This window comes from Aequorivita sp. CIP111184, from assembly GCF_900489465.1.
Taxonomy (GTDB): domain Bacteria; phylum Bacteroidota; class Bacteroidia; order Flavobacteriales; family Flavobacteriaceae; genus Aequorivita.
On the sequence record NZ_UEFQ01000029.1, the window covers coordinates 41,783 to 67,783 of the forward strand.

The following is a 26,001-nucleotide window of genomic DNA, read 5'->3' on the forward strand; positions in this document are numbered from 1 at the left end:
GTCATTCTATTTTCAAGAACGGTTACAAATGTAAAATATTATTAAATAGCAAGCAATAAGTTTATGAAAAGAAATAATAATCTTTAAAATTTAACTTCATATAAAATATTATAAATATCTAATAATAAGTATTTTAAACTTAAATATATAGAAATTATTATTTCTAGTGTTATTATTACTATAAATGAAAGATATCTGTTTACTAATGTAACCTTGATTGATTAATTTACCTGTTTACATCTGTAAACTATTCAATGTTTAACTTTGTAAACTTTAATTAGAATATGAAAATAGAAAGCTGGTACACTAATAATTTTGAATTTCAATTGACTGGAAGATATATCACGCTGCAAAGCATTTTTCCATTGTTAGATATGTATAAATTAAATTATGAGATTTCAATACCTGGGATTTCAGAAAGTGGAAAAGACATCCCTTTAATCAAAATTGGAAAAGGTCCTAAAATTGTTTTGGGTTGGTCGCAGATGCACGGAAATGAATCGACAACAACGAAGGCTGTTTTTGATTTTTTGAAGTTTATAAGTCAAAAAAATGTTTTCCAATCTGAAATCCAACTTTTTTTAAAAAACTATACATTCTATATATTTCCTATTCTGAACCCAGATGGCGCTCAACTTTATACACGTGAAAATGCAAATGGGATAGATCTTAATCGCGATGCGCAAAATTTATCGCAAAGAGAGAGTAGGTGTTTGAGAGATATTTTTGAAAGCTTATCTCCCTCATTATGTTTAAATCTACACGATCAGCGTTCAATTTATGGTTTAAAAAACGGTAAGCCTGCAACGGTTTCTTTTTTGGCACCTTCTGCAGATAAAGAAAGAAGTGTAACCAGCTCAAGAAAGACGGCTATGCAGTTTATTGTTAAAATGAGCAATACACTACAAAATTACATTCCTGGACAGGTGGGCAGATATGATGATGGCTTTAATAAAGATTGTGTTGGAGATACATTTCAGATGGCAGGGGTGCCTACCATACTTTTTGAAGCAGGTCACTACGAACAAGACTATCAGCGGGATAAAACAAGAGCGTATATATTCTATTCTCTACTTTCACTTTTTGATATTATTGAAGAAGATGCTACTCAAATAGAGTATAAAGATTATTTTAAAATACCTGAAAACCTTAAAAATTATAATGATTTCGTACTTAGAGATGTAAAATTACCGGATTATTCTGAAGTAGTTTCTATTGCGGTTCAATATAAAGAAGTATTAAAAAATAATAAAATAGCCTTTATTCCAGTAATTGAAGAAATAGGAAAATTGGATAATACATTTGGTCACAAGGAAGAAAATGTAAATGGCAGAGAAATTTTAACAAATTCGCAAGAAAATTTAACAGTAGGTCAAAATATTTCAAAAATTTTTGATAAATCTGACAATTCAACAATATATTTTCAATAAATCGGTTTCATTATACCATAAAACTTACTAATATTGCACAAAAATTAAATGTTATGCCAAAGTTTAAATTAGACGATACCGATCACAAAATACTTGACCTGTTAATCGATAATACCCGAATTCCTTTCACAGATATTGCAAAAAAATTAGAAATTTCTGCTGGTACTATTCATGTTCGAGTAAAAAAAATGGAAGAGGCTGGTATTATTACAGGTTCTTCCCTACAAGTTGATTATCAAAAATTGGGATATTCCTTTATTGCATATGTAGGTGTATTTATCTTTAAAACCTCACAGACTCAATTTGTGTTAGAACGTATTAGTGAAATACCATTTGTTACCGTTGCGAGTGTCACTACCGGAAAATTCAATATTTTTTGCAAAATTAGAGCCAAAAACACGTCTCATGCAAAAGATATTATCTATCAAATAGATGATATAGAGGGCGTTAGTAGAACTGAAACCATGATATCCATGGAAGAAAGTATCAACGATAAAAAACGTTTGCTTCATTCCATATTTAAGGAAATATAATTTTAGATGTATTTTAGAAAAAGCCTTTGTTATTCAGCAAAGGTTTTTTTTATCTTTATAGGAAAACTATGGCTTCTTCTGAAATTCAAACTACTGAATATAATCACTTTTATAAACGCTACATAGATTTGGTTGAAGATATTCCCCTGCTTGATGCGTTGGAAAATGGGCTAAGAACTACCCAATCATTTTATGATAACCTGCAAAATGAGATATGGGATTACCGTTATGCAGAAGGAAAATGGACGCCAAAAGATATTTTACAGCATATTATAGATACCGAAAGAATCTTCGCGTACAGAGCTTTATATTTCTCAAGAAGCTTGAAGGCCGAACTTAAAGGTTTTGATGAAAATGTTTTTGCAGCTAATTCTTTGGCAAATAACAGGGCAGTAGATGAACTTCTGAAGGAACACTTGGCTGTTCGCAATTCAACGATTTGTCTTTTTAAGAGTTTTAATACAATTCAATTAAAACAAATAGGCATGGCCAGTGGAAGTAATATGTCTGTAGCTGCTGCTGGTTTTATAATTTGCGGACATGAAATTCACCATTGTAATATTATAAATGAACGTTATCTATTATGAAATTCTTTAAACTTTTAAAGGACACTTATTTAAGTTGGGACAAAAATGATCCTTGGGCAAAAAGCGCTATAATTGCATATTACGCTCTTTTTTCATTACCCTCTTTGCTTATTATAACAGTTCATTTTGCGGGGGTCTTCTTTGGTAAGGAAGCAGTAGAGGGGAGAATTACGGGTGAAATTAGTGGATTAATTGGGCAAGGTAGTGCAGAATTAATTCAAGCAATGATAATCAATTCAGCCCTTTCAGAAAGTTCACTTTTGTTTATCATTTTTGGTATTGGAATGTTGATATTTGGAGCTACGGGTGTCTTCTTCCAACTTCAGAAATCATTAAACGATATTTGGAGCGTTCGATCAAAAAAGAATACCATAATAGACACTTTGAAGCGAAGAGTAGTCTCCTTCGGGATGGTCTTAATCATTGGGCTGCTAATGCTCATTTCATTAGTATTGAGCACTGCAATCAATGCGCTCAGTGATTTTATTGGAAATTATTATACCGAATTTTCTTCTGGGTTTATACATTTTATCAATTTCTTGTTTTCACAAATTATAGTCACTGCTCTTTTTGCAGCTATTTTTACAATTCTTCCAGATGTGAAAATAAAGTGGAAAACAAATCTTATTGGTGCTTTTATGACCTCTCTACTTTTTTTGGCAGGAAAATACCTAATAGGTTTTTATTTTGCGAAATCAGATCCGGCTTCCGTTTATGGAGCTGCGGGAAGCGTGGTTTTAGTTTTACTGTGGGTTTATTATACGTGCCTCATACTTTTTTTTGGTGCGGAGTTTACCGTAAACTGGGCGCTGCTCAGAAATATTAAAATTGAGCCCACCAGCAATGCTACCCTTTCATACGAACTTGAAATGAAAGAACTTCGCGAATACAAACGTAAAGTTGAAGAAGATAAAAAAAAAGCTCAAAAATTAGAGAATAATTAACTCTCTTAAGATTTCTTAACAAAGATTAGTAAAAAATTAATATCAGAAAATTGATAAGCCCCTTCTTGCTTATTATCTTCATTCTAAATTAATTGTTTAACTAAAAAAGAAATATTATGAATAAGAGAATAGCAATTTTAGCCACAAACGGATTTGAAGAATCTGAATTGAAATCACCTAAAGAGGCGATGGAAAAAGAAGGCTTTACCGTTGAAATTATTAGCGAGAATGAAGGAACTATAAAAGCTTGGGCAGATGGAAACTGGAGTAATGAATATAAAGTTGACAAGACTATAGAAAATGCAAATGCAAGTGACTATAATGCTTTGGTCCTTCCTGGGGGAGTTATTAACCCAGATAAATTAAGAAGAAACAAAAATGCTTTAAAATTTGTACAACATTTTTTTGAACAAAAGAAGCCTGTTGCTTCAATTTGTCATGGACCACAAACTTTAATTTCTGCAGGAGTTGTTAAAGGAAGGAAAATGACATCATTCAACTCTATTAAAGACGACTTAATTAATGCAGGAGCTAATTGGGTAGATGAAGAAGTTGTTGTTGATGAAGGATTTGTAACAAGTAGAAATCCAGATGATTTGCCTGCCTTCAATTCAAAATTGATTGAAGAAATTAAAGAAGGTAAGCATACACTTCAGCACGCTTAATATAATAGCTGAGCAAATTTCATAAAAAAAGAGGCTAATACAAGCCTCTTTTTTTTATGAAATGGAATTTAAATTATTCCTCTTCTTCTAATTTCTTCTTATCTGGGATTTCGCTTATTGGTTCATTGAAGTCTGCATCATCGTAATCATCTTCATCAAAATTGGCCATAGTTATTTCCAAGCGGGAGCTTACTTTGACCAAATAAATAGTATCATCTGTTCTTACTTCAACAGCTTCCACTGTTTCATTTTTAGCATTCTTAAAGGTGATAACATGGTCATCATCATACCCATCGGGATATTTTTCAACTAATAGAGAAAGTATCTCGGGGGTTAACTTTCGGTAATCTACTATGATTCGCTTCATTTAATATTCAATCTTTTGGTTTGTGGTTATAAAACTATTCAAAAATTGATGACATAAAAATATTTTAAAGAAAATTTTTATAAATTTTTATAATACTCGAAAGCACTATATATCAGCTTGTTATTAACTTCGCAATTGTATTTGTGGCTGCCAATGTCTTCTAAAAGTACAAACAATACCTTTCCATTTCTATTTTTTTTGTCAAATGCCAACAAATTTATAATGGCTGCAATATCATTTTCAGTAAAATATTGTTTTGGAAAATATTTTAAAATGCTTTGTGAAACATCTTTCAAAGTATCTTTTGGAAAACTGAAAGTCTCCGTTGAAATATAGGTAGCCAAAATTAATCCAACAGCAACAGCTTCTCCATGAAGTAAGCTTTTTTTATCAGAACTCTCTAGAAAATAGGATTCTATGGCATGGCCCAGGGTGTGTCCATAGTTTAAGGTTTTTCGAAGATTCTTTTCTAAAGGATCTTTAGTCACGATCCCTTTTTTTATTTCAACTGAATCCCAAATCAGTTTTTCAAACTCTATTTTTTTTGAATAATCGGCATTTTTCACGCGTTCCCAATATTCTTTATTATAGATAAGTCCGTGTTTCAACATTTCGGCAAGACCAGAAATAATGTGTTCCTGCGGCAAAGTTTTTAAAAATTCTGTGTCCAGGATTACCATCTCTGGAAGATTAATAATGCCAATTTGATTTTTTTTGTGGCCAAGATCAACACCGTTTTTACCGCCAACTGAAGCATCAACCATTGCGAGTAGGGAAGTGGGAATGTTTATGAATGAAATTCCCCGCATAAATGTTGAAGCTACAAAGCCTCCCAAATCTGTGACTACACCGCCACCCAAGTTGATAATTAAACTTTTTCGGTCGGCACCTTTTTCTGAAAGTGTTTCCCAAACTTTTAAACAAGTTTCAATATTTTTATGAGCTTCACCTACGGAAATAGTTATTATTTCAGGAGTAGTTTCAAACTGGTGCTTTTTAAAAAGATATGATAAACAATACTGTTTCGTGTTTTCATCAACGATTATGAAAATTTTTGAAAATTTTAAATTGAGTATGCTATCTGATAATAATTCCCACGCGATTTCATCTTTATAAACTACACCTTTTTCTTTTAGTTTTTTTTCCATGAATTAGTTGCTTTTTCCGATATATTGAGAGTTCAAATCTAACTATATTTGCACACTTTATTTTAAATTTTATGACATCAAATTCCCTTTTTGATAATACAGAAACAGCTTTTAAACTTAAAAGCGACTCTGAATTGGAAAGAGCCTATTTTCTTTTTAAAATGATATCCAAGGAACCATTGGTAAAAATTGGAACGGCCGTAACAAAATTCGCTTTAAATATAAATCTTCCCGTAGAAGGAATTATACGCTTTACTGTGTTTGATCATTTTTGTGGTGGGGTTAATGAAAGGGATTGCATGTCCACAGTTGATAAGCTTTTTGATGTGGGCGTTTCATCAGTTTTGGATTTTTCGGTTGAGGGAAAGGAAGAAGATGCTCAGTTTGATGCTACTGCAAATAAGGTAATTGAATTAACGAAATTTGCAAAAAATAAAGAAGCAATGCCCTTTTCAGTCTTTAAGCCTACAGGTTTTGGTAGGTTTAAAATTTGGCAGAAAATAACTGAAAAACAACCATTAACAGAATCTGAAGAAGAAGAATGGAAAAGAATTGAAGAACGTTATGAAAAGGTTTCAAAAGAGGCATATGAAAGTAAAATTAGTCTTTTGATTGATGGTGAAGAATCTTGGATGCAAGACGCAGCAGACGATCTTTGCGAAAAGATGATGGAAAAATACAACAAGGAAAGCCCTATTGTATTTAATACATTGCAGTGTTATAGGTGGGATAGATTGGAGTATTTAAAAAAAATACACCAACGCTCTAAAACTAAAGGCTACAAGCTAGGTTTTAAAATTGTTCGTGGTGCTTATATGGAAAAAGAAAATGAGCGAGCAGTTGAAAAAGGTTACAAAACTCCAATTTGCGTAAGTAAAAAAGCTACAGATGATAATTTTAATCAAATAATGGAATATATAATGGACAATCTTGATGATATTGAGTTGTTCGTTGGTACCCATAACGAATCCAGTACGTATTTAACTATGGATTTAATGAATGAAAAAGGTATTTCAAAGAGTGATGGACGGGTTTGGTTCGGTCAACTTTTTGGGATGAGTGATCACATTACTTTTAATCTTGGTGATGAGGGGTATAATGTTGCAAAGTATATTCCTTTTGGCCCTGTAAAAGATGTGATGCCTTATCTAATTAGGCGTGCAGAAGAAAATACTTCTGTTGCTGGTCAAACCAGTAGGGAGCTTACTCTTTTGAAAAAGGAGAGAGAGCGAAGGAAAATGTAATTGTTTTTTAAAGTTATTCTTTATTGACTTTGGCCTTCATGATGGTAGCTGTTTTCTCACAATTTTCAACTGTAATCTTTAATTTTTTTTCTGAAATTATTCCTTCAATAACATAAATGTTGCAAGAATCAAGTTTGGTATTGCTTTCAGAAAATAATACATCACCATCTTCAAGTAAGGCTGAAACTGCGGCTGTGTCCATTTGATTTTCACGCAAAACGTTCAGCGACTCTTCAGAAAAAGCCCGTTGTTTTAACTTGATATTTTTAAGTGTTCTAGACTCGGGGCCATAGGCGCAAGATGTTTTTTTTCCGCTGAGAATAAAAAATAAAAGGGCTATTCCTATTATAAATCCACCTGAAAAATAGACCAATCGGTATGCTAACTTCATTAATTTGTTATTAGGGTATTGATTTTTGGAATAATTTTTAAAAAATCAAAAGGTTGATTTCGCTGTATGACATATTAAACCAATCTGCAACGGCTTTATTAGTAAGAATTCCGCGGTAAAAGTACAAACCATTTTTTAAACCATTATCAAAACGGATAGCATTTTCAAGACCGCCACTTTCGGCTATTTCCAATATATAAGGTGTAAAAATGTTGCTTATTGAAATCGAAGCTGTTTTTGGGTATCGTGCGGGAATATTGGGTACGCCATAATGTATAACTTCATGTTTTATAAATGTTGGGTTATCGTGGCTTGTCATTTCGGTAGTTTCAAAACAACCGCCCATATCTACGCATACATCAATTATTACGGCGCCTTTTTTCATATTTCGCACCATTTCTTCAGTAACTATAATTGGTGCCCGATTATGGCCGCGTACAGCACCAATGGCAACGTCGCAACGTAAAAGTGCTTTCATCAAATTTTTTGGCTGTACTGTTGATGTATATAGAATACGGCCCACATTTGTTTGAATAGTTCTTAGTTTTGTAATGGAACTATCAAAAACCTTTACATTGGCGCCTAGGCCAAGTGCGGAACGAACTGCAAATTCGCCAACTGTTCCAGCGCCAATTACAACAACTTCAATAGGAGGGACGCCACTAATGTTTCCAAATAGAAGCCCATTACCTTTTTTTGCATTTACCATTAACTCGGCAGCAATAAGTACAGATGCAGTGCCGGCAATTTCACTCAGGGCTTTAACGGCGGGATAACTGTGGTCTTCATCTTTTATAAACTCAAATGCGAGGGCAGTAATTTTCTTTTTGGCAAGCGCGTCAAAATAAGATTTTTGACGTGTTTTTAATTGTAATGCTGAAATGAGTACTGTTTTTGGTTTAATCAATTCCAGTTCTTCAAGGGTAGGGGGCTCTACCTTTAAAACCATGGGGCAACCAAATACTTTTTTTGTATCATTGGTTAACTGCGCTCCCGCTTCAGAATAATCTTTATCAGAAAAGCCAGCTTCATCTCCTGCGCCATTTTCAATCAAAACCCTATGACCGTTGCTAACGATAGCGTTTACAGCATCTGGGGTAAGGCAAATTCTTTTTTCTTGGAAATACGCTTCTTTTGGAATACCTATGTAAAGTTCTCCTTTTTGTCTTGATATTTCAAGAGTTTCTTCCTGCGGAAGTAATTGCGCTCTGGTGAAGGGTGATTTTGGTTGTGGCATAGTTCAATCTTGCAATTTCAATTTACGGAATAATTCCCACTTTATTATAAGGTAAATATTACCGAAATAAATCTTTTATCTGTTCCCAGAAAGATCGTTTGTGCAAAAGTTCTTCCTCAAAAGACTTTAAATCATTCTGACGCATTTGGCTAAAAAGTTTGGCGCGTATTAAATAGACAAATGGAACCAATACCATCATTATTGGTATTACGTAAATGATCTCAACCTCGTCAGCATTTAAATTTTGTTTAAGTATGTTGAACAATTGAAAAACATACATAGATAAGGGAACCAATATTATCCAATGCCACCAGTGTTTACAAGTGAAAAACCAAATAAGCAGTAAAATTACTGGAATTACTTTACCTGCAAGAAACCAAGCATAATGATATAAAGATGTGTATTCAGTAGTGAATGTAAAAAAAGGAGTTTCCCAAACTTGGGTGTTGCTTGGGAAACTCTCATATGCATAATATATAAAAGGAGTACACGCCATTATAAAAACGATAATGCCTCCCTGTATAAGGCTTTTTTTATCCGGCTGGCGGAACTTGAACCGTTCTAACGTCGATTTGTTGTGGGGTGTTTTCATCTTGAATTCCTTCTGGGGTACAAGAAGCAAAAAGTCCTGCTGCGAAAATAGCTGCTACGATAATCAATTTTAAGTTTTTCATAATGTAAGTGTTTGTGAGGTTAATACTGGGTCAAACTTACACTCAAAAAACTTAAGTCTACTAATTATGTTAATTGTATCTTTACAGGTTATAATGCAATTAAATACTTTGAAATACACTTTTAATGATATTTTAAAGTTAATTTTTTAATATTCCTATAAACGCTATGCTATTATTTCATATTTGTCTGCAGTATCTTAAAGATTCACTTCAGTACTTTATTTGTTTTATTAGTTCGATTTGAGATTGGATTGTTTCTATATTTTTTTGATTTCACATAAAAATAAGAAAATGTGTTTAATCATCCAAAAGGTAAAACTTTTACTTAGACGAACGAATGTACGTATTTAATTTATCATTTTAAAAATTAAGAAAATCAGAAAAGATCCTTAATCTGTTGCCAGAAGTTTTTTTGTGTGCCTAATTCCTCTTCAAAACTTTTCAGATCCTTGCCTATTAACTTGTTTGAAAGTTTAGCTTTTATTAGGTAAACCAAGGGCACGATTACCAACATTATAGGAAAAAGCCACCATATTTCAACTTCATCTGTAATACCTACATCATCATTTATCACACTGAATAATTGGAATGCGAACATTCCAATTGGAATAAGAATAACGTGATACCACCAGTGCTTACATGTAATAAACCAAATAACTAAAAGAAGCATGGGAACAAACTTGCCCATCATTGTCCAGACAGAGACGTATACTTCTTGGTACCAATTTGCATGGTATGTAAACAAAAAAGTTTCCCACGATTTTGTTTGTGGGAAACTTTCATATGAATAAAATAAATATGGACTAGCCGCTATTATTAGGGCTATAATACTACCCGTTACTAGGTACGATGATTTTGCTCTTGTGGATTTGTTGGGGTGTTTGTTCATTCTGGATGCTTTCTGGGGTGCAAGAAGCAAAGGTTCCTAATGAAAAAATTGCTACGATAAAAAGGTACTTTAGAGTTTTCATAATATATAAGTTTTTGTGAGGTTAATAGGCCAAACTTAATACGAAAAAATAAAAGTACGTTAACTATTTTTAATATACATTTATAAGTTTTTTTAAAAAATAATATCCCTGCTCTATAATTTTTGCGATTTGGGGCAAACGATTAAAAAGAATTTTATAAACATTATATTTCACGTTGCAACTTTATTTCACTAGCTTTAATTTTAAGGTTCTGCTTCCGTTATTATTTTTTGTAATGTATATCTTGTCTGTATTGTTAGGCAATAGTTTATCAATCTTTTCTGGCCACTCTATAAAAACATAATGCCCGCTATATAGATAATCTTCTACTCCAATATCATAAGCCTCAACAATATTATTAATTCTGTAAAAATCAAAATGATATATAGTATCTTTTGAAGTATGATACTCATTTACAATCGAAAATGATGGACTATTTGATATTTCATCAATACCAAGTTGTTTAACAATCTCTTTAATCAATGTAGTTTTTCCCACTCCCATATCACCATAGAAAAGTAATATTTTGGAGACGGATGAGACTAAGATCTGTTCAGCAACTTTGGGAATTTCGGTCTGGGTATAAGTAAGTTCCATGGTAAAAACGGAACGAATATAGAAAATTTATAAATTAAAACCGAAATTATCTATCAATTCGCAAACCTTTAAAGCTTTAAAAAAAATTATTTTGGTGTTAAGACTGCAAAAGGAATTATCATTTCCTCTAAAGAGACACCTCCATGTTGATACGTATTACGATAATAACTTACATAGTGATTGTAATTGTTCGGATAAGCAAAAAAGTAGTCTCCTTTGGCAAAAATAAAGGAACTGCTCATGTTAATTGTTGGCAGATTGATTGACTTAGGGTCCTTGGCAGCGAGCACTTCTTTGTCCTCATAGGTCAAACTTTTTCCTGTCTTGTATCGAAGGTTTAGACTGGTATTTTTATCTCCAATCACCTTTGAAGGGTTTTTCACATTAATTGTTCCGTGATCTGTAGTAATTATTAATTTGAAGCCCAATCGTGCCGCCTGTTGAATAATTTCCAGCAATGGAGAATTTTTAAACCAACTCTGCGTCAATGAACGATACGATTTATCATTGGATGCCAATTCTTTAATAACCTCCATTTCTGTCTTGGAGTGAGATAGCATATCCACAAAATTATAAACCACTACGGTTAAATCTTCATCCTTATGGCTTTTAAAATTTTCTACTAGTTTTTTCCCCTGCTTCAAACTTGAAATTTTATGATAACTCCAATTAAGATTTAATCCAAGTCGTTTTAATTGTGCTGCAAGAAATTGTTCTTCTTTCATATTTTTCCCACCATCTTCGGTATCGTTCAACCATAAGTCTGGATGAAGTTTTTCCATATCGCTGGGCATCAATCCAGAAAAAATTGCATTACGGGCGTATTGGGTTGCAGTGGGCAGGATACTGCAAAAAAGATCTTCTGATGTTTTTTTGTAAATATTTGCAACCGTGGGTTCAAATGCTTTCCATTGGTCAAACCTTAAATTGTCAACAATTACTAAAAGAGTAGGGGTGCCAGTTTGCAATTGCGGCTGTATTTTTTCTTTAAAAAGAGTGTGGGACATAATAGGAGCCTCACTTGGATCACTAAACCATTTTGGATAATTTTTATCGATGAATTTACAAAACTGGCTGTTGGCCTCAGTTTTTTGTGACTCCAAAATTTCGAACATTCCAGAATCTTCAATATCTTCAAGTTCCAGTTCCCAATAAATCAATTTTTGATACAGATCTTTCCACTCCTCAAAGCTGTTTACCATAGAAAGATCCATTGCTATCTTTCTGAATTCTTGTTGATAATTTGAAGTAGTCTTTTCTGAAACCAGCCTACTGTGATCCAGATTTTTTTTCAAACTCAAAAGAATTTGATGTGGATTTACAGGCTTTATAAGATAATCGGCAATTTTTGAGCCGATGGCCTCTTCCATTATATATTCCTCTTCACTTTTGGTAATCATAACTACGGGAATGGAAGCTTGATGTTCCTTTATTTCCGCTAGAGTTTCTAGTCCTGTTAAACCAGGCATGTTTTCGTCTAAAAAAACAATATCAAAAGTTTCCTTTTTAATTTCTTCTAAAGCCTCTGTACCGCTCTGTGCAGTAGTTACTTTATAATTTTTATTCTCAAGAAATATAATGTGTGGTTTAAGCAAATCAATCTCGTCATCTACCCATAGTACTTTTATCTCGCTCATATATGTATATTTGTCTTCATACTCCGAAGCTTTAGCAAAGGAGTATTGTTAAATTTAATTTATAAATAATTCTGCACTGTAGCGAAGAATTTTCTTCAAAAATAGGCTTGAATTATTCCGAAAAATTTTTGAAGCTATTAATTTAAAGTTAAAGTTTGAAAACCCTTCCCAAGCTTAAAATTATTAACGATCCCATCTATGGTTTTATTACCATACCCAATAGGTTGGTTTTTGATTTAATGGAGCACAAGTATTTCCAAAGGCTACGCCGCATTTCACAAATGGGCTTTTCATATATCGTTTACCCTGGAGCTCACCACACTCGTTTTCATCATGCGTTAGGCGCCATGTTTTTAATGCAGAAAGCTGTGCAAGTGCTTCATTCTAAAGGAGTAGTGATTTCTGAAAAGGAAGAAAATGCGCTGTACATTGCAATTCTTTTACACGATATTGGGCACGGTCCTTTTTCCCATGCTATGGAAAATAGTATTGTTGAAAACATAAGCCACGAGCAAATATCCTTGCTTTTTATGGAAGCGTTAAACAGAAAGTTTAACATGGGATTAACGCTAGCTATTCAAATTTTCAAAAATGAATATCCACGAAAATTTCTGCATCAATTAGTTTCTGGTCAGCTGGACATGGATCGTTTAGATTACTTAAAACGCGACAGTTTTTACACTGGTGTTCCAGAAGGAACAGTAAATGCGCAGCGTTTAATAGCAATGCTGAATGTGAAAAATGACGCATTGGTTGTTGAGGAAAAAGGAATTTATTCCGTTGAAAGTTTTATAATTGCTCGAAGATTGATGTATTGGCAAGTATACCTTCATAAAACGGGGATTGTGGCAGAACAGCTTTTGGTGAGAGTTCTAAAACGTGCAAAGCAATTGACCGCCAAAGGAGTGGATCTTCCGGCTAGTGAAGGATTACGGTTTTTTCTGAAAAACAATATTAGCTTGAAAGATTTTTCTGAAGAAGTGCTGAACACCTTTTCAAAATTAGACGATTACGATATTATATCAGCAATGAAAATATGGGTAGGAAATGATGATTTTGTTTTGAAAAACCTTTCAAAAATGCTACTTAATAGAGATTTGCTAAAAGTGAAAGTAAAACCGGAGCCATTTTCTTTACTAAAATTAGATGAAAAAAGAAGTACTTTGATTGAAACTTTTAAAATTTCCGAAGAAGAGGCGTCCTTTTTTGTTTTTACAGGCAAATTGGAAAACCAAGCTTACAGCATGAAAAAGGATACCATTAATTTATTGAAGAAAAACGGAAAGATTATTGACGTTGCAAAAGCTAGCGACCAACTGAATTTGGAGGCGCTTTCAAAGTCTGTGGTCAAATACTATATGTGCTATCCAAAAAACAATAAGGATAGCTATCGAGGCTAAATCCTTTTTTTCTATTTTTGCAAGAATGAAAACTTTCGACCGATATCTAATTCATTTAAAAAACACTGTTTTGTGGGTGACCATAATTTGCAGTTCGGTTACTAAAACCCAACACGCTCGATGAAATTTACAGCAGCCCAAATAGCAGGAATTCTAAACGGTACGGTAGAAGGCGATGAAGGAGTAGAAGTTTCGAAACTTGCAAAAATTGAAGAAGGTAGCAAAGGCAGTCTAACCTTTCTTGCTAACCCAAAATACACCCATTATATATATTCCACCCAAGCTTCAATTACAATAGTAAATAATGATTTTGTGGCATCGAATGATTTGTCCACTACACTTATTCGAGTAGAAAATGCTTATAAGGCCTTTTCACAATTGCTAGAATATTACAACCAGGTAAAAATGAATAAAACCGGAATTGAAAATCCAGTTTTCATTTCAGAAAGTGCCAAGTACGGTGAAAACTTGTATTTAGGCGCTTTTTCATATATAGGAGAAAATGTAAAAATTGGTGATAATGTAAAAATTTATCCCAATGTATATATAGGTGATAATGTTAGTGTCGGAAATAATACCATTTTATTTACAGGCGCCAAAATATATTCCGAAACGCTAATAGGTGAATCTTGTGTAATAAACAGTGGGGTTGTTATTGGTGCGGATGGTTTTGGGTTTACTCCTAATGAAAAAGGAGAATATAATAAAGTTCCGCAAACCGGCAATGTAGTTATTGAAGATAACGTTGATATTGGTCCAGGTACAACTATTGACCGTGCTACTTTGGGGTCAACGGTAATTAAAAAGGGTGTAAAATTGGATAATCAAATTCAGATAGCGCACAATGTTACTATTGGAGAAAATACTGTGATTGCTGCTCAAACTGGTATTGCTGGCTCTACCAAAATTGGAAAAAATTGTATTATTGGTGGTCAAGTAGGTATTGCCGGTCATATTATAATTGGTAACAATGTGAAAATTCAAGCACAGAGTGGTATAGGAAGAAATGTGAAAGATGATGAAACGTTGCAGGGTTCTCCCGCTTTAAATTATGGCGATTTTAATAAAAGTTATGTATATTTTAAAAACCTTCCTAAAATAATGGAAAGGTTCAATATAGTTGAAAAAAAGCTCGATAATGAATGAAAGTGTTGTAAAACAGCGCACAATTGGTAAGGAGATTTCACTTACTGGAGTCGGTTTGCATACAGGCAAAGAGGTAACGATAACCTTTAAGCCTGCGCCCGAAAATCACGGATATACTTTTGTGAGAACAGACTTGGAGGGACATCCTGTAGTTGAAGCAGACGCAAATTATGTAGTTAATACCCAGCGTGGAACCAATTTGGAAAAACGTGGGGTTAAAATTCAAACATCTGAACATGTTCTAGCAGCACTGGTTGGACTTGAAGTGGATAACTGCATTATGGAGCTTAATGCTTCCGAGCCACCTATTATGGACGGTTCTTCAAAGTTTTTTGTTGAAGCAGTGGAAATGGCAGGAGTAGTGCAACAGGAAGCGCCAAGAGAAGAATATGTTGTAAAAGAAGTTATTTCCTATTTGGATGAAGAAACTGGAAGCGAAATAATCGTAATGCCATCTGATGAATACCAAGTAACCACTATGGTAGATTTTGGCACAAAGGTTTTAGGTACACAGAATGCTTCATTAAAACATATATCAGATTTTAAGGATGAAATTGCCAATGCAAGAACCTTCAGTTTTCTTCACGAAATTGAAATGTTGCTTGAAAATGGTTTAATAAAAGGAGGCGATCTAAACAATGCTATTGTTTATGTGGACAAAGAACTTTCCCCGAGCACAATGGATAAGCTTCGAACTGCTTTCGGAAAAGATTCAATCTCCGTTAAGCCCAATGGAATCTTAGACAATCTAACACTTCATTATCCAAATGAGGCTGCAAGACATAAACTTTTGGATGTTGTGGGCGATTTGGCTTTGGTAGGTACACGCATACGCGGAAAAGTAATTGCTAACAAACCTGGGCATTTCGTAAACACTCAGTTTGCTAAAAAGCTTTCAAAAATTATAAAGTTGGAAGCCCGAAATAATATTCCAAAATTTGACATCAGCAAAACACCCGTAAAAGACGTAAACCAAATTATGGCAATGCTTCCGCACAGACCGCCATTTTTATTGGTTGATAAAATTATGGAAATGAGCGATACTCACGTTGTAGGTCTCAAAAATGTAACAATGAATGAACCATTCTTTGTCGGTCATTTTCCGGGAGCACCAGTAATGCCCGGTGTTTTGATTGTTGAGGCAATGGCACAGACAGGAGGAATTTTAGCATTAAGTACCGTTCCAGATCCAGAAAACTATCTTACGTTTTTTATGAAAATAAACAATGTGAAGTTTAAGCAACAAGTAAATCCTGGTGATACCTTAATTTTTGTATTGAAATTAATCTCTCCTATTCGTCGTGGAATAGTGCATATGCAAGGTAACGCGTATGCAAATGATAAATTGGTAACCGAGGCTGAGTTGATGGCCCAAATGGTAAAAACAAAGAACTTATAGATGAATGTAGCATTTGTGAAAAACTGTTTCGAAAAGAATATGATAATGCGTAAACACATTTCACCTATAAAAAACAATAAACAAGAGAAATGAATCAGCCACTTGCATACGTCCATCCGGGCGCAAAAATAGCTAAAAATGTTGTAATTGAACCTTTTACAACCATACATAACAATGTAATAATTGGTGAAGGAACATGGATTGGAAGTAACGTAACCATTATGGAAGGTGCGCGAATTGGAAAAAATTGTAATATTTTTCCAGGAGCGGTAATTTCGGCAATTCCGCAAGATTTAAAATTTAAGGATGAAGATACCACTGCTGAAATTGGAGACGGTACAACCATTCGTGAATACGTAACTATTAACCGCGGAACCACAGATCGTGGGAAAACCGTTGTAGGTAAAAATTGTTGGATTATGGCCTATTGCCACATTGCGCACGACTGTATTGTGGGTGATAATTGTATTTTCAGCAATAACAGTACGTTGGCTGGACACGTAACGGTAGGCGATTATGTGATTTTGGCAGGAATGACTGCTGTTCACCAATTTTGTATGATTGGTAATCACGCCTTCGTTACTGGAGGTTCCTTAGTACGAAAAGATGTGCCGCCTTTTGTAAAAGCCGCTCGCGAGCCACTTAGTTATGTTGGTATTAACTCTATTGGTTTACGAAGAAGAGGTTTTACATCACAGAAAATTACCGAAGTACAGAATATTTACAGACTACTCTATCAAAAAAATTATAATACCACGCAAGCAACGGAAATCATTGAGGCCGAAATGGAAGCCACTCCAGAGAGAGACGAAATTCTTCAATTTATAAAAAACTCTAAAAGAGGAATTATGAAAGGTTATTTCAATTCAAACTAAATAGATATTTCAAAAATATAAAATCATAAATAACAAACCAACTAATGGCAACATCATCAGATATTAGAAAAGGACTTTGTATCCGCTATAACAACGACATTTATAAAATTATTGAATTTCTTCACGTAAAACCTGGGAAGGGACCTGCATTTGTTCGTACTAAAATGAAAAGTGTTACCTCTGGAAAAGTTTTAGATAATACCTTTTCAGCAGGTCATAAAATAGATGATGTTAGAGTTGAAACCCACAAGTTTCAATATCTTTATGCTGAAGGAGAATTCTATCATTTTATGAACACGGAAGATTATTCGCAAATTCGTTTAATGAGAGAAATTTTAGATACTCCAGAACTGATGAAGGAAGGAGAAATAGTTACCGTGCTTATAAATACCGAAGACGGAGCACCGCTTTCTGTTGATATGCCTGCGCACGTAGTTTTAGAAGTTACTTCAACTGAACCAGGGGTAAAAGGAAACACTGCTACAAATGCTACAAAACCAGCAATTGTTGAAACAGGTGCCGAAATTAATGTTCCTCTTTTCATAAATGAAGGTGACAAAATTAGAATTGATACAGAAAAAGGTCAGTATCAAGAGCGAATGAAGGAATAATTTGATATTAGGATTATAATAAACTTAAAAACAATAAACCCTTGAAATTTCCAACTCCCCAAACTCTTGAAAATATTGCAGTTATAATTGGCTCTGACTATGTTGGAGAAGCAAATTTTCCAGTTTTTGGAATGAATGAAATTCATGTAGTGCAACCCGGTGATATTGTTTTTGTGGATCATCCTAAATATTATGATAAAGCTTTGCAATCTCAGGCGACAGTAATTCTTATTAATAAAAAAGTTGATTGTCCCGCGGGAAAGGCATTGCTTATTTCCGATGATCCGTTTCGCGATTTTAATAAATTAACACATCATTTTAAGCCCTTCCAAAACGCTAATAGCGCCATTTCAGAATCTGCAGAAATTGGAGAGGGCACTGTAATTCAACCTAATGTTTTTGTCGGAAATAACGTTAAAATAGGCCGCGATTGTCTTATTCATTCTAACGTTTGTATATACGACAATACGGTTATAGGTAATAATGTAACAATACACGCAGGAACGGTATTAGGTGGAGATGCTTTTTACTATAAAAATCGTCCCGAAAAATTTGATAAGCTTTTAAGCGGAGGAAACGTAGTAATTGAAGACAATGTTGACCTTGGTGCACTTTGCACTATTGACAAAGGTGTAACGGCTTCAACAACCATTGGCGAAGGTTCAAAATTGGACAACCAGGTTCAGGTGGGGCACGATACAATCATCGGCAAACGTTGTTTGATTGCTTCGCAAGTAGGTATTGCAGGCTGTGTGTTGATTGAGGATTTTGTAACAATTTGGGGTCAAGTAGGTATCACTAGCGGCATTACGATTGGTGAGAAAGCAGTTATTTCCGCACAAAGCGGAGTGAGTAAATCATTGCCAGGAAACAAGGCGTATTTTGGAACCCCTGCGGATGATTTTAGAACTAAATACAAAGAATTAGCTTCCATAAAGCTTATTCCCGATATAATAAAAAAATTGGATGAATTATCATGAGTAAAAAGGCAAAAGAAATAGTAAAGGATTTTTATAAGTCAGATATATTAAGAGATGAAACAGTCTTGGAGCGTTTCTTTCATCCAGATTTGGTACTTATTTGGAACAGCGCAAATGGCATGTCTATTATGCATTATGACGATATTGTAAACTTTTTTGGAGAGGTTAGGCGTTCTTATAACGACTTGAGGGTAGAGATAAGTCATTTATTGGCAGACGGTCCCCACGTTACCATTCGCTATAAATATTACATTCGCACTATGGAAAATCCAGATGAAGAATTAGGAATAGCACACTTTATCGCCATTTGGGAAATAAAGGACGATAAAATTTACAGAGGTTATCAAGTGAGTCAACCGGTAACTGATAAAGACGATACTCACGAAAGCTATCATAGAGTTAAGGTTTAATATCTTTTAAATCCGTCAACAAAAGCCGTATCTTTGCCGCAATTATTAAAAATTCCAGAAAAGGTTTTGCTTCAATAATAAATAAAAATAATCATAAGAAAATAATTAAAAATGAGCGTTTTAGTAAATAAAAATTCAAAGATAATTGTTCAAGGATTTACTGGTAGTGAAGGTACTTTTCACGCCGAACAAATGATTGAGTACGGTACCAATGTTGTCGGAGGGGTAACCCCAGGAAAAGGTGGTCAAAAACATCTTGATAGACCTGTTTTCAATACCGTTTCAGAGGCTGTTGAAAAAACGGGTGCTGATACGACTATAATTTTTGTTCCGCCGGCATTTGCCGCAGATGCCATTATGGAGGCAGCAGACGCTGGTATAAAAGTGATTATTACAATTACTGAAGGAATTCCCGTAAAGGATATGATTACTGCTTCAGATTATATAAAAGATAGAGATTGTCGTCTTATTGGCCCTAACTGTCCTGGAGTTATTACACCCGGCGAAGCTAAAGTAGGTATTATGCCAGGTTTTGTTTTCAAAAAAGGAACAGTAGGTATTGTTTCAAAATCTGGAACGCTTACCTATGAAGCTGCAGATCAGGTTGTGAAGCAGGGTCTGGGAATTACAACAGCCATTGGAATTGGTGGTGATCCAATTATTGGAACCACAACAAAAGAAGCTTTGGAAATGTTGATTATGGATCCCGAAAGCGAAGCTGTTGTAATGATAGGTGAAATTGGTGGGCAACTTGAAATTGACGCTGCCAATTGGTATAAAAATAGCGGTATTAAAAAACCTGTAATCGGTTTTATTGCTGGAGAAACTGCGCCTGCTGGACGTACTATGGGGCACGCGGGAGCAATTGTAGGTGGAAGTGATGACACTGCGCAGGCTAAGAAAAAAGTAATGCGCGAATGTGGTATTCATGTTGTTGAATCCCCAGCAGAAATAGGAAAAAAGGTAAAGGAAGTATTAGGCTAACACTATAATATATTTAATAAAAGCTCTGTGAAATTCACAGGGCTTTTTTTATGGAGAACCCGCAACCTTTTGTTATATTTGAATCCCCGCCTTTTGCGGTTTTTTAATTAATAAATGTCTGGTCGAGCAGAGTCGAGACCTTTTTAGTTTAAATCGAAATATATTAATATGAAATTACTGGAAGGAAAAACAGCAATTATCACAGGCGGTAGCCGCGGAATTGGAAAAGGAATCGTTGAAACATTTGCCCAACATGGCGCCAATGTGGCTTTTACTTATAGCTCCTCGGCGGAAGCAGCAAATGCTTTAGCAGATGAAGTTTCAAAAACTGGCGTAAAAGCAAAAGCATATAAAAGTGATGCAGCTTCTTATGACGAATCCCAAAAATTGGCTGAAGAGGTTTTAAAAGACTTCGGGAGCATCGATATTCTTGTAAACAACGCCGGAATAACGAAGGACAATCTGTTGATGCGTATTTCCGAAGCAGATTTTGATAAAGTAATTGAAGTAAATCTAAAGTCGGTTTTTAATATGACCAAAGCTGTGCAGCGGGCAATGCTGAAACAACGCAAAGGCTCCATCATCAATATGAGTTCTGTTGTGGGAGTAAAAGGAAATGCTGGACAAACAAATTACGCAGCTTCAAAAGCAGGTATTATAGGTTTTACGAAATCCGTTGCTTTGGAATTAGGTTCCCGAGATATACGTTGTAACGCCATTGCACCTGGTTTCATTGAAACTGAAATGACGGGAAAACTGGATGAAGCCACGGTACAAGGCTGGCGCGAAGCCATCCCGTTAAAACGCGGTGGCTCTCCCGAAGATATTGCGAATGCTTGTGTTTTCTTTGCAAGCGACCTTTCCGCTTATGTTACTGGCCAAGTATTGAATGTAGATGGTGGAATGCTTACTTAAAAAAGTGTTCAGTGGCATTAATCAGTAGCTTATAAACCCTTCAACTTTTAAACTTATAAAATTTTTAAGTGACCACAGAAACCATACTTTATATAATTATCGCCGGAGTAATCTCAATTGCTCTGGCGGTTTTTATGTATGGTTATAAGTCAAAGCAAAAAGGCTCATTACGGTGGATTTTTGGGATACTTCGTTTCATCACGCTTTTTTCAATCCTACTTTTAATTATTAATCCAAAATTTAAAAGTGAAACATATACCATTGAAAAGCCGAAACTACCTGTTCTTATTGATAATTCCGCGTCAGTAGGGGAGTTGAACCAAAAGAAAAATGTTTCAACTTTACTTCAAAAAATTAAAGATAATAACGAACTTAACGATAAATTTGATGTTTCCTATTATTCCTTCGGAAATGATTTTCGTGAAACCGATTCTCTTTCTTTTGACGAAAAAAACACCAATATTTCCAAAGCACTATCTTCTGTAAACGAACTTTTCAAAAACCAAACGGCTCCAACCATCCTAATTACAGATGGCAATCAAACCCTGGGCAACGATTACGAATTTTCTTCAGCAATCATCAAAAATCAAATCTATCCCGTCATTCTTGGCGATTCAATAAAATATACCGATCTAAAAATTGAACAGCTAAACACTAATCGTTACGCTTTTTTAAAAAATCAATTTCCGATAGAAGTTATTCTAAATTATAGCGGAACAAACCCTGTAAATTCAGAGTTTATAGTTACACAGGGCGCTGCAATCGTATATCGTTCAAATATTTCGTTCAGCGAAAATGAAAACTCAAAAACGTTAAATTTCACACTTCCCGCAAACTCAGTAGGGCTCCAAAAATATAATACTCAAATTCTTCCGCTTGCGGATGAAAAGAACAAAAAGAATAATAACAAACAATTCGCTGTTGAAGTAATTGATCAAGCTACAAATGTTTTGGTAGTAAGTAAAATTACCCATCCAGATTTGGGTGCGCTAAAAAAGGCTATTACTAAAAATGAGCGACGCACCGTTACTTTTAAAAAACCTACTGAAGCGGTAAATATTCTCAATGATTTTCAACTTGTTATCCTTTATCAGCCCGACAGAAGTTTCGCCTCGATTTTTTCAGAAATTGAAAAGAGCAACAAAAACACTTGGGTAATCTCTGGCCTTCAAACGGATTGGTATTTTTTAAACGGCGCCCAAGACAACTTCAAAAAAGAAGCCTCCAACCAAAGTGATGATGTGCAGGCTGTGCTCAATACTAATTACGGCACTTTTGCGGTGGAGGATATTGGATTTGATAATTTTCCGCCTTTACATACTGATTTTGGTGCATTGACAATCAGCGTTCCCAATGAGGTAATGTTAGAACAGACTGTAAGCGGAATTGCAAACGGAAATCCGTTGCTCGCTACAATGGAGATAAATGCCAAGCGCGATGCAATTTGGGACGGCGAAGGGTTTTGGCGTTGGCGCGCACGTAGTTTTGTTGAAACGGAAAGCTTCCAAAGTTTCGATGATTTTATAGGGAATCTTGTGCAGTATCTCGCTTCAAACAAACGCCGAACCAGGCTGGAGGTGTCTTCGGAAACCTTTTATTACAATAACAGTCCAATAAAAATTTCGGCTCAGTATTTCGACAAAAATTATATTTTCGACAATCGTGCATCGCTTAATATTACGGTTAAAAATAAGGAGACCGAAAAGCAAACCGTATTTCCAATGCTTTTGCGAAACAATTATTTCGAAGTTGATTTAAACAGTATTCCGGCCGGGGAATATAACTATACTGTTTCGGTTTTAAATGAGGCAGTTTCCAGCAGTGGTAACTTCACCATGTTAGATTTTAATGTGGAACAACAATTCCTCAATGCAGATGTAGCAAAACTTCGCCGTGTAGCACAAAACACAAATGGAATAGCTTATTTTTCAACACAGAGCGATTCTTTAATTAATGCGTTAGTTTCAAATACTAACTATAAAAACATTGAAAGAAGCGAACAAAAAGTGGTACCTTTGATCGATTGGAAATATCTCCTCGCACTTATTGTTCTAGCCCTCGCTGCAGAATGGTTTATCAGAAAATATAACGGACTTATCTAAAAATTTAATCAATAGAAAAAAATATATGGAAAAATTACCTAAACTCACAATACCCGTAATCGTAGGGGTTATTTTGCTTATTATCTTAGTATCAAAATCTTCTGTAACTATTAATTCTGGTCACGCTGGAGTGCTTTATGAAACTTTCGGCAACGGTGTGGTAACAGACGAACCACCTTTGGGTGAAGGTTTTCATATAATAGCTCCTTGGAACAAAGTTTTTGTTTACGAAATACGTCAGCAGGAACTTAGCGAAAAAATGCAGGTACTTTCCTCTAACGGACTTGAAATAAAATTAGATGCCTCTGCTTGGTACCAACCTATACGCAAGGATGTAGCTAAACTTCACCAAGAAAAAGGAGAGGATTATTTGCAACGTGTCATTCAACCAGCTATTAGAAGTGCTGCAAGAAGCGTGGTGGGACGTTACACTCCAGAACAATTATATTCTACAAAGCGTGATGCAATACAAGAAGAAATTTTTGAAGAAACAAAGAAAATTTTGGACGAGCAACATATACAATTAAACCAAATTTTGGTTCGCGATGTAACGCTTCCATCAACAATAAAAGATGCTATTGAGCGTAAGCTAAAGCAAGAGCAGGAATCTTTGGAATATGAATTTAGACTGGTAACAGCAGATAAAGAAGCCCAAAAGGTGCGTATTGAAGCTCAAGGTAAAGCAGATGCAAATGCAATTTTAAGTGCATCACTAACAGACAAGGTTCTTCAGGATAAAGGTATTGACGCCACTTTAGAGCTTGCAAAATCACCAAATGCTAAAGTAGTGATTGTTGGTTCGGGCGATAGTGGACTTCCTTTGATTTTAGGAAATAACTAAGTTTTCAATAGAAAATTAAACCATAAATAAAGAAACCTTCCCATCGCGGAAGGTTTTTTTTATGGCGTAATTGCAGGTCTTTCATTAATTTTTTCTTCACTTCCGTTTCCAAAGCTTAAAGATGAAAAAGGCCGAAATCACAGCGATGCCAATAAGGATAGTCGCGCCCATTACGTTTCCGTAAATTACATAACCCGTAGCAAATAGAGATGTATACACAAAAACAATCCCCAGTAGCATAGACGCAAAGTCTATGGTAAAGACATCGTGACTTTCTTTTAGAGAAATATTTGCTTTTGCAGCAACGCTTTTAAAGTTTTTCCAACCATTTCCGTAAGGTGTAATAGCATTGTAAAAATTAGCGAGCGTCTTTGTATCAGTAGGGCGCGTGAAAAAAGTAACGGCAATCCAGCTAATAGTTGTTATGGCTACTCCAATTACCAATTTCTCATAAGGTTCCAGTCCCATTTCTACAAAATTAAAAACAATCGCCACGATAAAAGAAACCGCCATTCCGGTAATTTCACTATAAGCATTTACGCGCCACCAAAACCAGCGAAGAATAAAAATCAATCCAGTTCCCGCACCAATTTGAAGAAGGATTGCAAAGGTTTCCAAAGCGCTACTTAGCACCAAAGCAAGCAAAGCTGAAAAAGCCATTAATAAAACTGTAGAGAGCTGCCCAACGCGAACAAGTTCCTTTTCAGAAGCTTCTGGTTTCACAAATCTTTTATAAAAATCCAGTGATATATAAGAAGAGCCCCAATTGAGATGCGTTGAAATAGTACTCATAAAAGCAGCAATTAAAGAAGCCACGACCAAGCCGAGAAGACCCGCGGGCAATTTTGTTAGCATCGCGGAATACCCAAGATCGTGTCCTAAAACCGCATTTGGAAATTGAGCTTGGATATCCGACAGTTGAGGATAAACGACCAATGAAGCGAAAGCAATTAATATCCACGGCCAAGGGCGTAGTGCATAATGCATAATATTAAAAAGTAGGGTAGCGCCAATTGCATTTTTTTCATCCTTGGCGGAAAGCATCCGTTGCGCAATATAACCACCCCCGCCTGGTTCAGCACCGGGATACCAAACGCTCCACCACTGCACCGCAATAGGAATAATAAGAAGCACTAATAGAGTGTTTGTATCTCCAAAATCTGGTAGAAAATTTAATTTATCTGAAACATTTTCATTTGCTAAAAGCTTTTGTAAGCCACCAACTTCTGGTAAGTTCACAATATAATAAGCAGCCCAAACAGAACCAATCATTGCAACAATGAACTGAAGAAAATCTGTAAAGATAACCCCGCGTAAACCTCCGATTGAACTGTATATAACCGTAACAATAGAAGCATATAAAACACATTCCCAAGGCGCAAGATTAAAAAGTACGCCGCCAATTTTTATAGCTGCCAAACATACCGAAGCCATAATCATCACATTGAAGAAAACCCCCAAATAAATTGCCCTAAACCCCCGTAAAAAAGCGGCAGGTTTTCCACTATAGCGCATTTCATAAAACTGAAGATCGGTAAGAACTTTACTTCTTCGCCAAAGCTTTGCGTAAACAAAAACGGTCAACATTCCGGTTATCAAAAAAGTCCACCACACCCAGTTTCCCGAAACACCGTTCTGTCTAACAATATCTGTAACTAAGTTGGGTGTATCTGCAGAAAAGGTTGTGGCAACCATAGAAATTCCCAGCAACCACCAAGGCATATTTCTGCCAGAAAGGAAGAATTCCTGCGTGTTCTTTCCAGACTTTTTTGCTACTACAATCCCAATAACTAAGAAAATAACAAAAAATGAAATGATTAAAATCCAATCAAGCGTGGCTAAATGCATAAAAAGTCTTGTTTTTACGGGGTTCTATAAATGCTCCGGTTAAAGTAAATAAATAGAATCAAAAA

27 protein-coding genes are annotated in these 26,001 nt (G+C 35.0%); 17 read left to right on the forward strand and 10 right to left on the reverse strand.

Annotation, left to right across the window (positions count from 1 at the left end; translation table 11 throughout):
• Window positions 1-284 precede the first annotated feature (284 nt).
• The 5 genes from AEQU1_RS14135 (at window position 285) to AEQU1_RS14155 (ending at window position 4,159) form a co-directional block, all read left to right on the forward strand.
• Window positions 285-1,430 carry a M14 family zinc carboxypeptidase gene (locus tag AEQU1_RS14135; protein ID WP_111882135.1) on the forward strand — a complete coding sequence of 382 codons (1,146 nt, stop codon included), beginning with the start codon at window positions 285-287 and terminating at the stop codon, window positions 1,428-1,430.
• A gap of 53 nt (window positions 1,431-1,483) precedes the next feature.
• Window positions 1,484-1,963 (forward strand): Lrp/AsnC family transcriptional regulator, encoded by a 480-nt coding sequence (locus tag AEQU1_RS14140; protein WP_111882136.1) that lies wholly within the window; start codon window positions 1,484-1,486, stop codon window positions 1,961-1,963.
• 68 nt (window positions 1,964-2,031) lie between these two features.
• Window positions 2,032-2,550: a DinB family protein gene (locus AEQU1_RS14145; RefSeq protein ID WP_111882138.1), complete on the forward strand. Its 519-nt coding sequence runs from the start codon at window positions 2,032-2,034 to the stop codon at window positions 2,548-2,550.
• Window positions 2,547-3,494, forward strand: coding sequence for a YihY/virulence factor BrkB family protein (locus tag AEQU1_RS14150; RefSeq protein ID WP_309300267.1), 948 nt, complete (start codon window positions 2,547-2,549; stop codon window positions 3,492-3,494). Before AEQU1_RS14145 ends, AEQU1_RS14150 begins: the two co-directional genes overlap by 4 nt.
• A gap of 116 nt (window positions 3,495-3,610) precedes the next feature.
• Window positions 3,611-4,159: a type 1 glutamine amidotransferase domain-containing protein gene (locus tag AEQU1_RS14155; protein WP_111882141.1), complete on the forward strand. Its 549-nt coding sequence runs from the start codon at window positions 3,611-3,613 to the stop codon at window positions 4,157-4,159.
• 73 nt (window positions 4,160-4,232) lie between these two features.
• Here AEQU1_RS14155 and AEQU1_RS14160 read toward each other — a convergent pair whose 3' ends face one another.
• Window positions 4,233-4,526: a hypothetical protein gene (locus AEQU1_RS14160; RefSeq protein ID WP_111882143.1), complete on the reverse strand. Its 294-nt coding sequence runs from the start codon at window positions 4,524-4,526 to the stop codon at window positions 4,233-4,235.
• A 77-nt stretch (window positions 4,527-4,603) separates the two neighbouring features.
• Window positions 4,604-5,674 carry a 3-dehydroquinate synthase gene (gene aroB, locus AEQU1_RS14165; protein WP_111882144.1) on the reverse strand — a complete coding sequence of 357 codons (1,071 nt, stop codon included), beginning with the start codon at window positions 5,672-5,674 and terminating at the stop codon, window positions 4,604-4,606.
• Window positions 5,675-5,745: 71 nt separating this feature from the next.
• On the opposite strand from aroB, the gene AEQU1_RS14170 reads away from it, so the two are divergent.
• Window positions 5,746-6,918 carry a proline dehydrogenase family protein gene (locus AEQU1_RS14170; protein ID WP_111882146.1) on the forward strand — a complete coding sequence of 391 codons (1,173 nt, stop codon included), beginning with the start codon at window positions 5,746-5,748 and terminating at the stop codon, window positions 6,916-6,918.
• A gap of 13 nt (window positions 6,919-6,931) precedes the next feature.
• Here AEQU1_RS14170 and AEQU1_RS14175 read toward each other — a convergent pair whose 3' ends face one another.
• The 7 genes from AEQU1_RS14175 to AEQU1_RS14205 form a co-directional block, all read right to left on the reverse strand.
• Window positions 6,932-7,309 carry a DUF4258 domain-containing protein gene (locus AEQU1_RS14175; protein ID WP_111882148.1) on the reverse strand — a complete coding sequence of 126 codons (378 nt, stop codon included), beginning with the start codon at window positions 7,307-7,309 and terminating at the stop codon, window positions 6,932-6,934.
• A 37-nt stretch (window positions 7,310-7,346) separates the two neighbouring features.
• Window positions 7,347-8,546 (reverse strand): alanine dehydrogenase, encoded by a 1,200-nt coding sequence (locus tag AEQU1_RS14180; RefSeq protein WP_111882149.1) that lies wholly within the window; start codon window positions 8,544-8,546, stop codon window positions 7,347-7,349.
• A 58-nt stretch (window positions 8,547-8,604) separates the two neighbouring features.
• Complete coding sequence (locus AEQU1_RS14185; RefSeq protein WP_111882151.1) at window positions 8,605-9,042, reverse strand: hypothetical protein; 438 nt, start codon at window positions 9,040-9,042, stop codon at window positions 8,605-8,607.
• A 37-nt stretch (window positions 9,043-9,079) separates the two neighbouring features.
• The gene (locus tag AEQU1_RS14190; RefSeq protein ID WP_220092321.1) at window positions 9,080-9,220 is read right to left on the reverse strand and encodes a hypothetical protein; all 141 of its coding nucleotides are present in this window, start codon (window positions 9,218-9,220) and stop codon (window positions 9,080-9,082) included.
• A gap of 376 nt (window positions 9,221-9,596) precedes the next feature.
• Window positions 9,597-10,109 (reverse strand): hypothetical protein, encoded by a 513-nt coding sequence (locus tag AEQU1_RS14195; RefSeq protein ID WP_111882152.1) that lies wholly within the window; start codon window positions 10,107-10,109, stop codon window positions 9,597-9,599.
• 265 nt (window positions 10,110-10,374) lie between these two features.
• Window positions 10,375-10,788, reverse strand: coding sequence for a tRNA (adenosine(37)-N6)-threonylcarbamoyltransferase complex ATPase subunit type 1 TsaE (gene tsaE / locus AEQU1_RS14200; protein WP_111882154.1), 414 nt, complete (start codon window positions 10,786-10,788; stop codon window positions 10,375-10,377).
• Between the two features lie 86 nt (window positions 10,789-10,874).
• Window positions 10,875-12,425: a response regulator gene (locus AEQU1_RS14205; RefSeq protein ID WP_111882155.1), complete on the reverse strand. Its 1,551-nt coding sequence runs from the start codon at window positions 12,423-12,425 to the stop codon at window positions 10,875-10,877.
• Window positions 12,426-12,580: 155 nt separating this feature from the next.
• Here AEQU1_RS14205 and AEQU1_RS14210 point away from each other — a divergent pair, with 155 nt between their 5' ends.
• The 11 genes from AEQU1_RS14210 to AEQU1_RS14260 all read left to right on the forward strand — a co-directional run bounded on the left by AEQU1_RS14210 (window position 12,581) and on the right by AEQU1_RS14260 (window position 24,088).
• Window positions 12,581-13,825, forward strand: a complete 1,245-nt coding sequence (locus AEQU1_RS14210) for an HD domain-containing protein (protein WP_111882157.1) — start codon at window positions 12,581-12,583, stop codon at window positions 13,823-13,825.
• 120 nt (window positions 13,826-13,945) lie between these two features.
• Complete coding sequence (gene lpxD / locus AEQU1_RS14215) at window positions 13,946-14,971, forward strand: UDP-3-O-(3-hydroxymyristoyl)glucosamine N-acyltransferase (RefSeq protein ID WP_111882158.1); 1,026 nt, start codon at window positions 13,946-13,948, stop codon at window positions 14,969-14,971.
• Window positions 14,964-16,370, forward strand: a complete 1,407-nt coding sequence (locus tag AEQU1_RS14220; protein WP_111882160.1) for a bifunctional UDP-3-O-[3-hydroxymyristoyl] N-acetylglucosamine deacetylase/3-hydroxyacyl-ACP dehydratase — start codon at window positions 14,964-14,966, stop codon at window positions 16,368-16,370. The genes lpxD and AEQU1_RS14220 overlap by 8 nt, the downstream gene beginning before the upstream one ends.
• 89 nt (window positions 16,371-16,459) lie before the next feature.
• Complete coding sequence (gene lpxA, locus AEQU1_RS14225; protein WP_111882161.1) at window positions 16,460-17,245, forward strand: acyl-ACP--UDP-N-acetylglucosamine O-acyltransferase; 786 nt, start codon at window positions 16,460-16,462, stop codon at window positions 17,243-17,245.
• A gap of 44 nt (window positions 17,246-17,289) precedes the next feature.
• Window positions 17,290-17,856 carry an elongation factor P gene (efp, locus tag AEQU1_RS14230; protein WP_111882163.1) on the forward strand — a complete coding sequence of 189 codons (567 nt, stop codon included), beginning with the start codon at window positions 17,290-17,292 and terminating at the stop codon, window positions 17,854-17,856.
• A 41-nt stretch (window positions 17,857-17,897) separates the two neighbouring features.
• Entirely contained in the window at window positions 17,898-18,836 is a 939-nt protein-coding gene (locus AEQU1_RS14235) for a UDP-3-O-(3-hydroxymyristoyl)glucosamine N-acyltransferase (protein WP_111882165.1), read from the forward strand.
• A complete protein-coding gene (locus AEQU1_RS14240; RefSeq protein WP_111882166.1) occupies window positions 18,833-19,246 on the forward strand; it encodes a nuclear transport factor 2 family protein in 414 nt (137 codons plus the stop codon). The genes AEQU1_RS14235 and AEQU1_RS14240 overlap by 4 nt, the downstream gene beginning before the upstream one ends.
• 111 nt (window positions 19,247-19,357) lie before the next feature.
• On the forward strand, window positions 19,358-20,230 hold the full coding sequence (sucD, locus tag AEQU1_RS14245) for a succinate--CoA ligase subunit alpha (RefSeq protein ID WP_111882168.1): 873 nt from the start codon (window positions 19,358-19,360) through the stop codon (window positions 20,228-20,230).
• A 168-nt stretch (window positions 20,231-20,398) separates the two neighbouring features.
• Window positions 20,399-21,145 (forward strand): 3-oxoacyl-[acyl-carrier-protein] reductase, encoded by a 747-nt coding sequence (fabG, locus tag AEQU1_RS14250; protein ID WP_111882169.1) that lies wholly within the window; start codon window positions 20,399-20,401, stop codon window positions 21,143-21,145.
• Window positions 21,146-21,213: 68 nt separating this feature from the next.
• Window positions 21,214-23,247 carry a vWA domain-containing protein gene (locus AEQU1_RS14255; RefSeq protein ID WP_111882171.1) on the forward strand — a complete coding sequence of 678 codons (2,034 nt, stop codon included), beginning with the start codon at window positions 21,214-21,216 and terminating at the stop codon, window positions 23,245-23,247.
• Between the two features lie 25 nt (window positions 23,248-23,272).
• Window positions 23,273-24,088, forward strand: a complete 816-nt coding sequence (locus AEQU1_RS14260) for a prohibitin family protein (protein ID WP_111882172.1) — start codon at window positions 23,273-23,275, stop codon at window positions 24,086-24,088.
• Between the two features lie 96 nt (window positions 24,089-24,184).
• Here the strand turns inward: AEQU1_RS14260 and AEQU1_RS14265 are convergent, their stop codons facing one another.
• Complete coding sequence (locus AEQU1_RS14265) at window positions 24,185-25,936, reverse strand: sodium:solute symporter family protein (protein ID WP_111882174.1); 1,752 nt, start codon at window positions 25,934-25,936, stop codon at window positions 24,185-24,187.
• Between the last annotated feature and the right edge of the window lie 65 nt (window positions 25,937-26,001).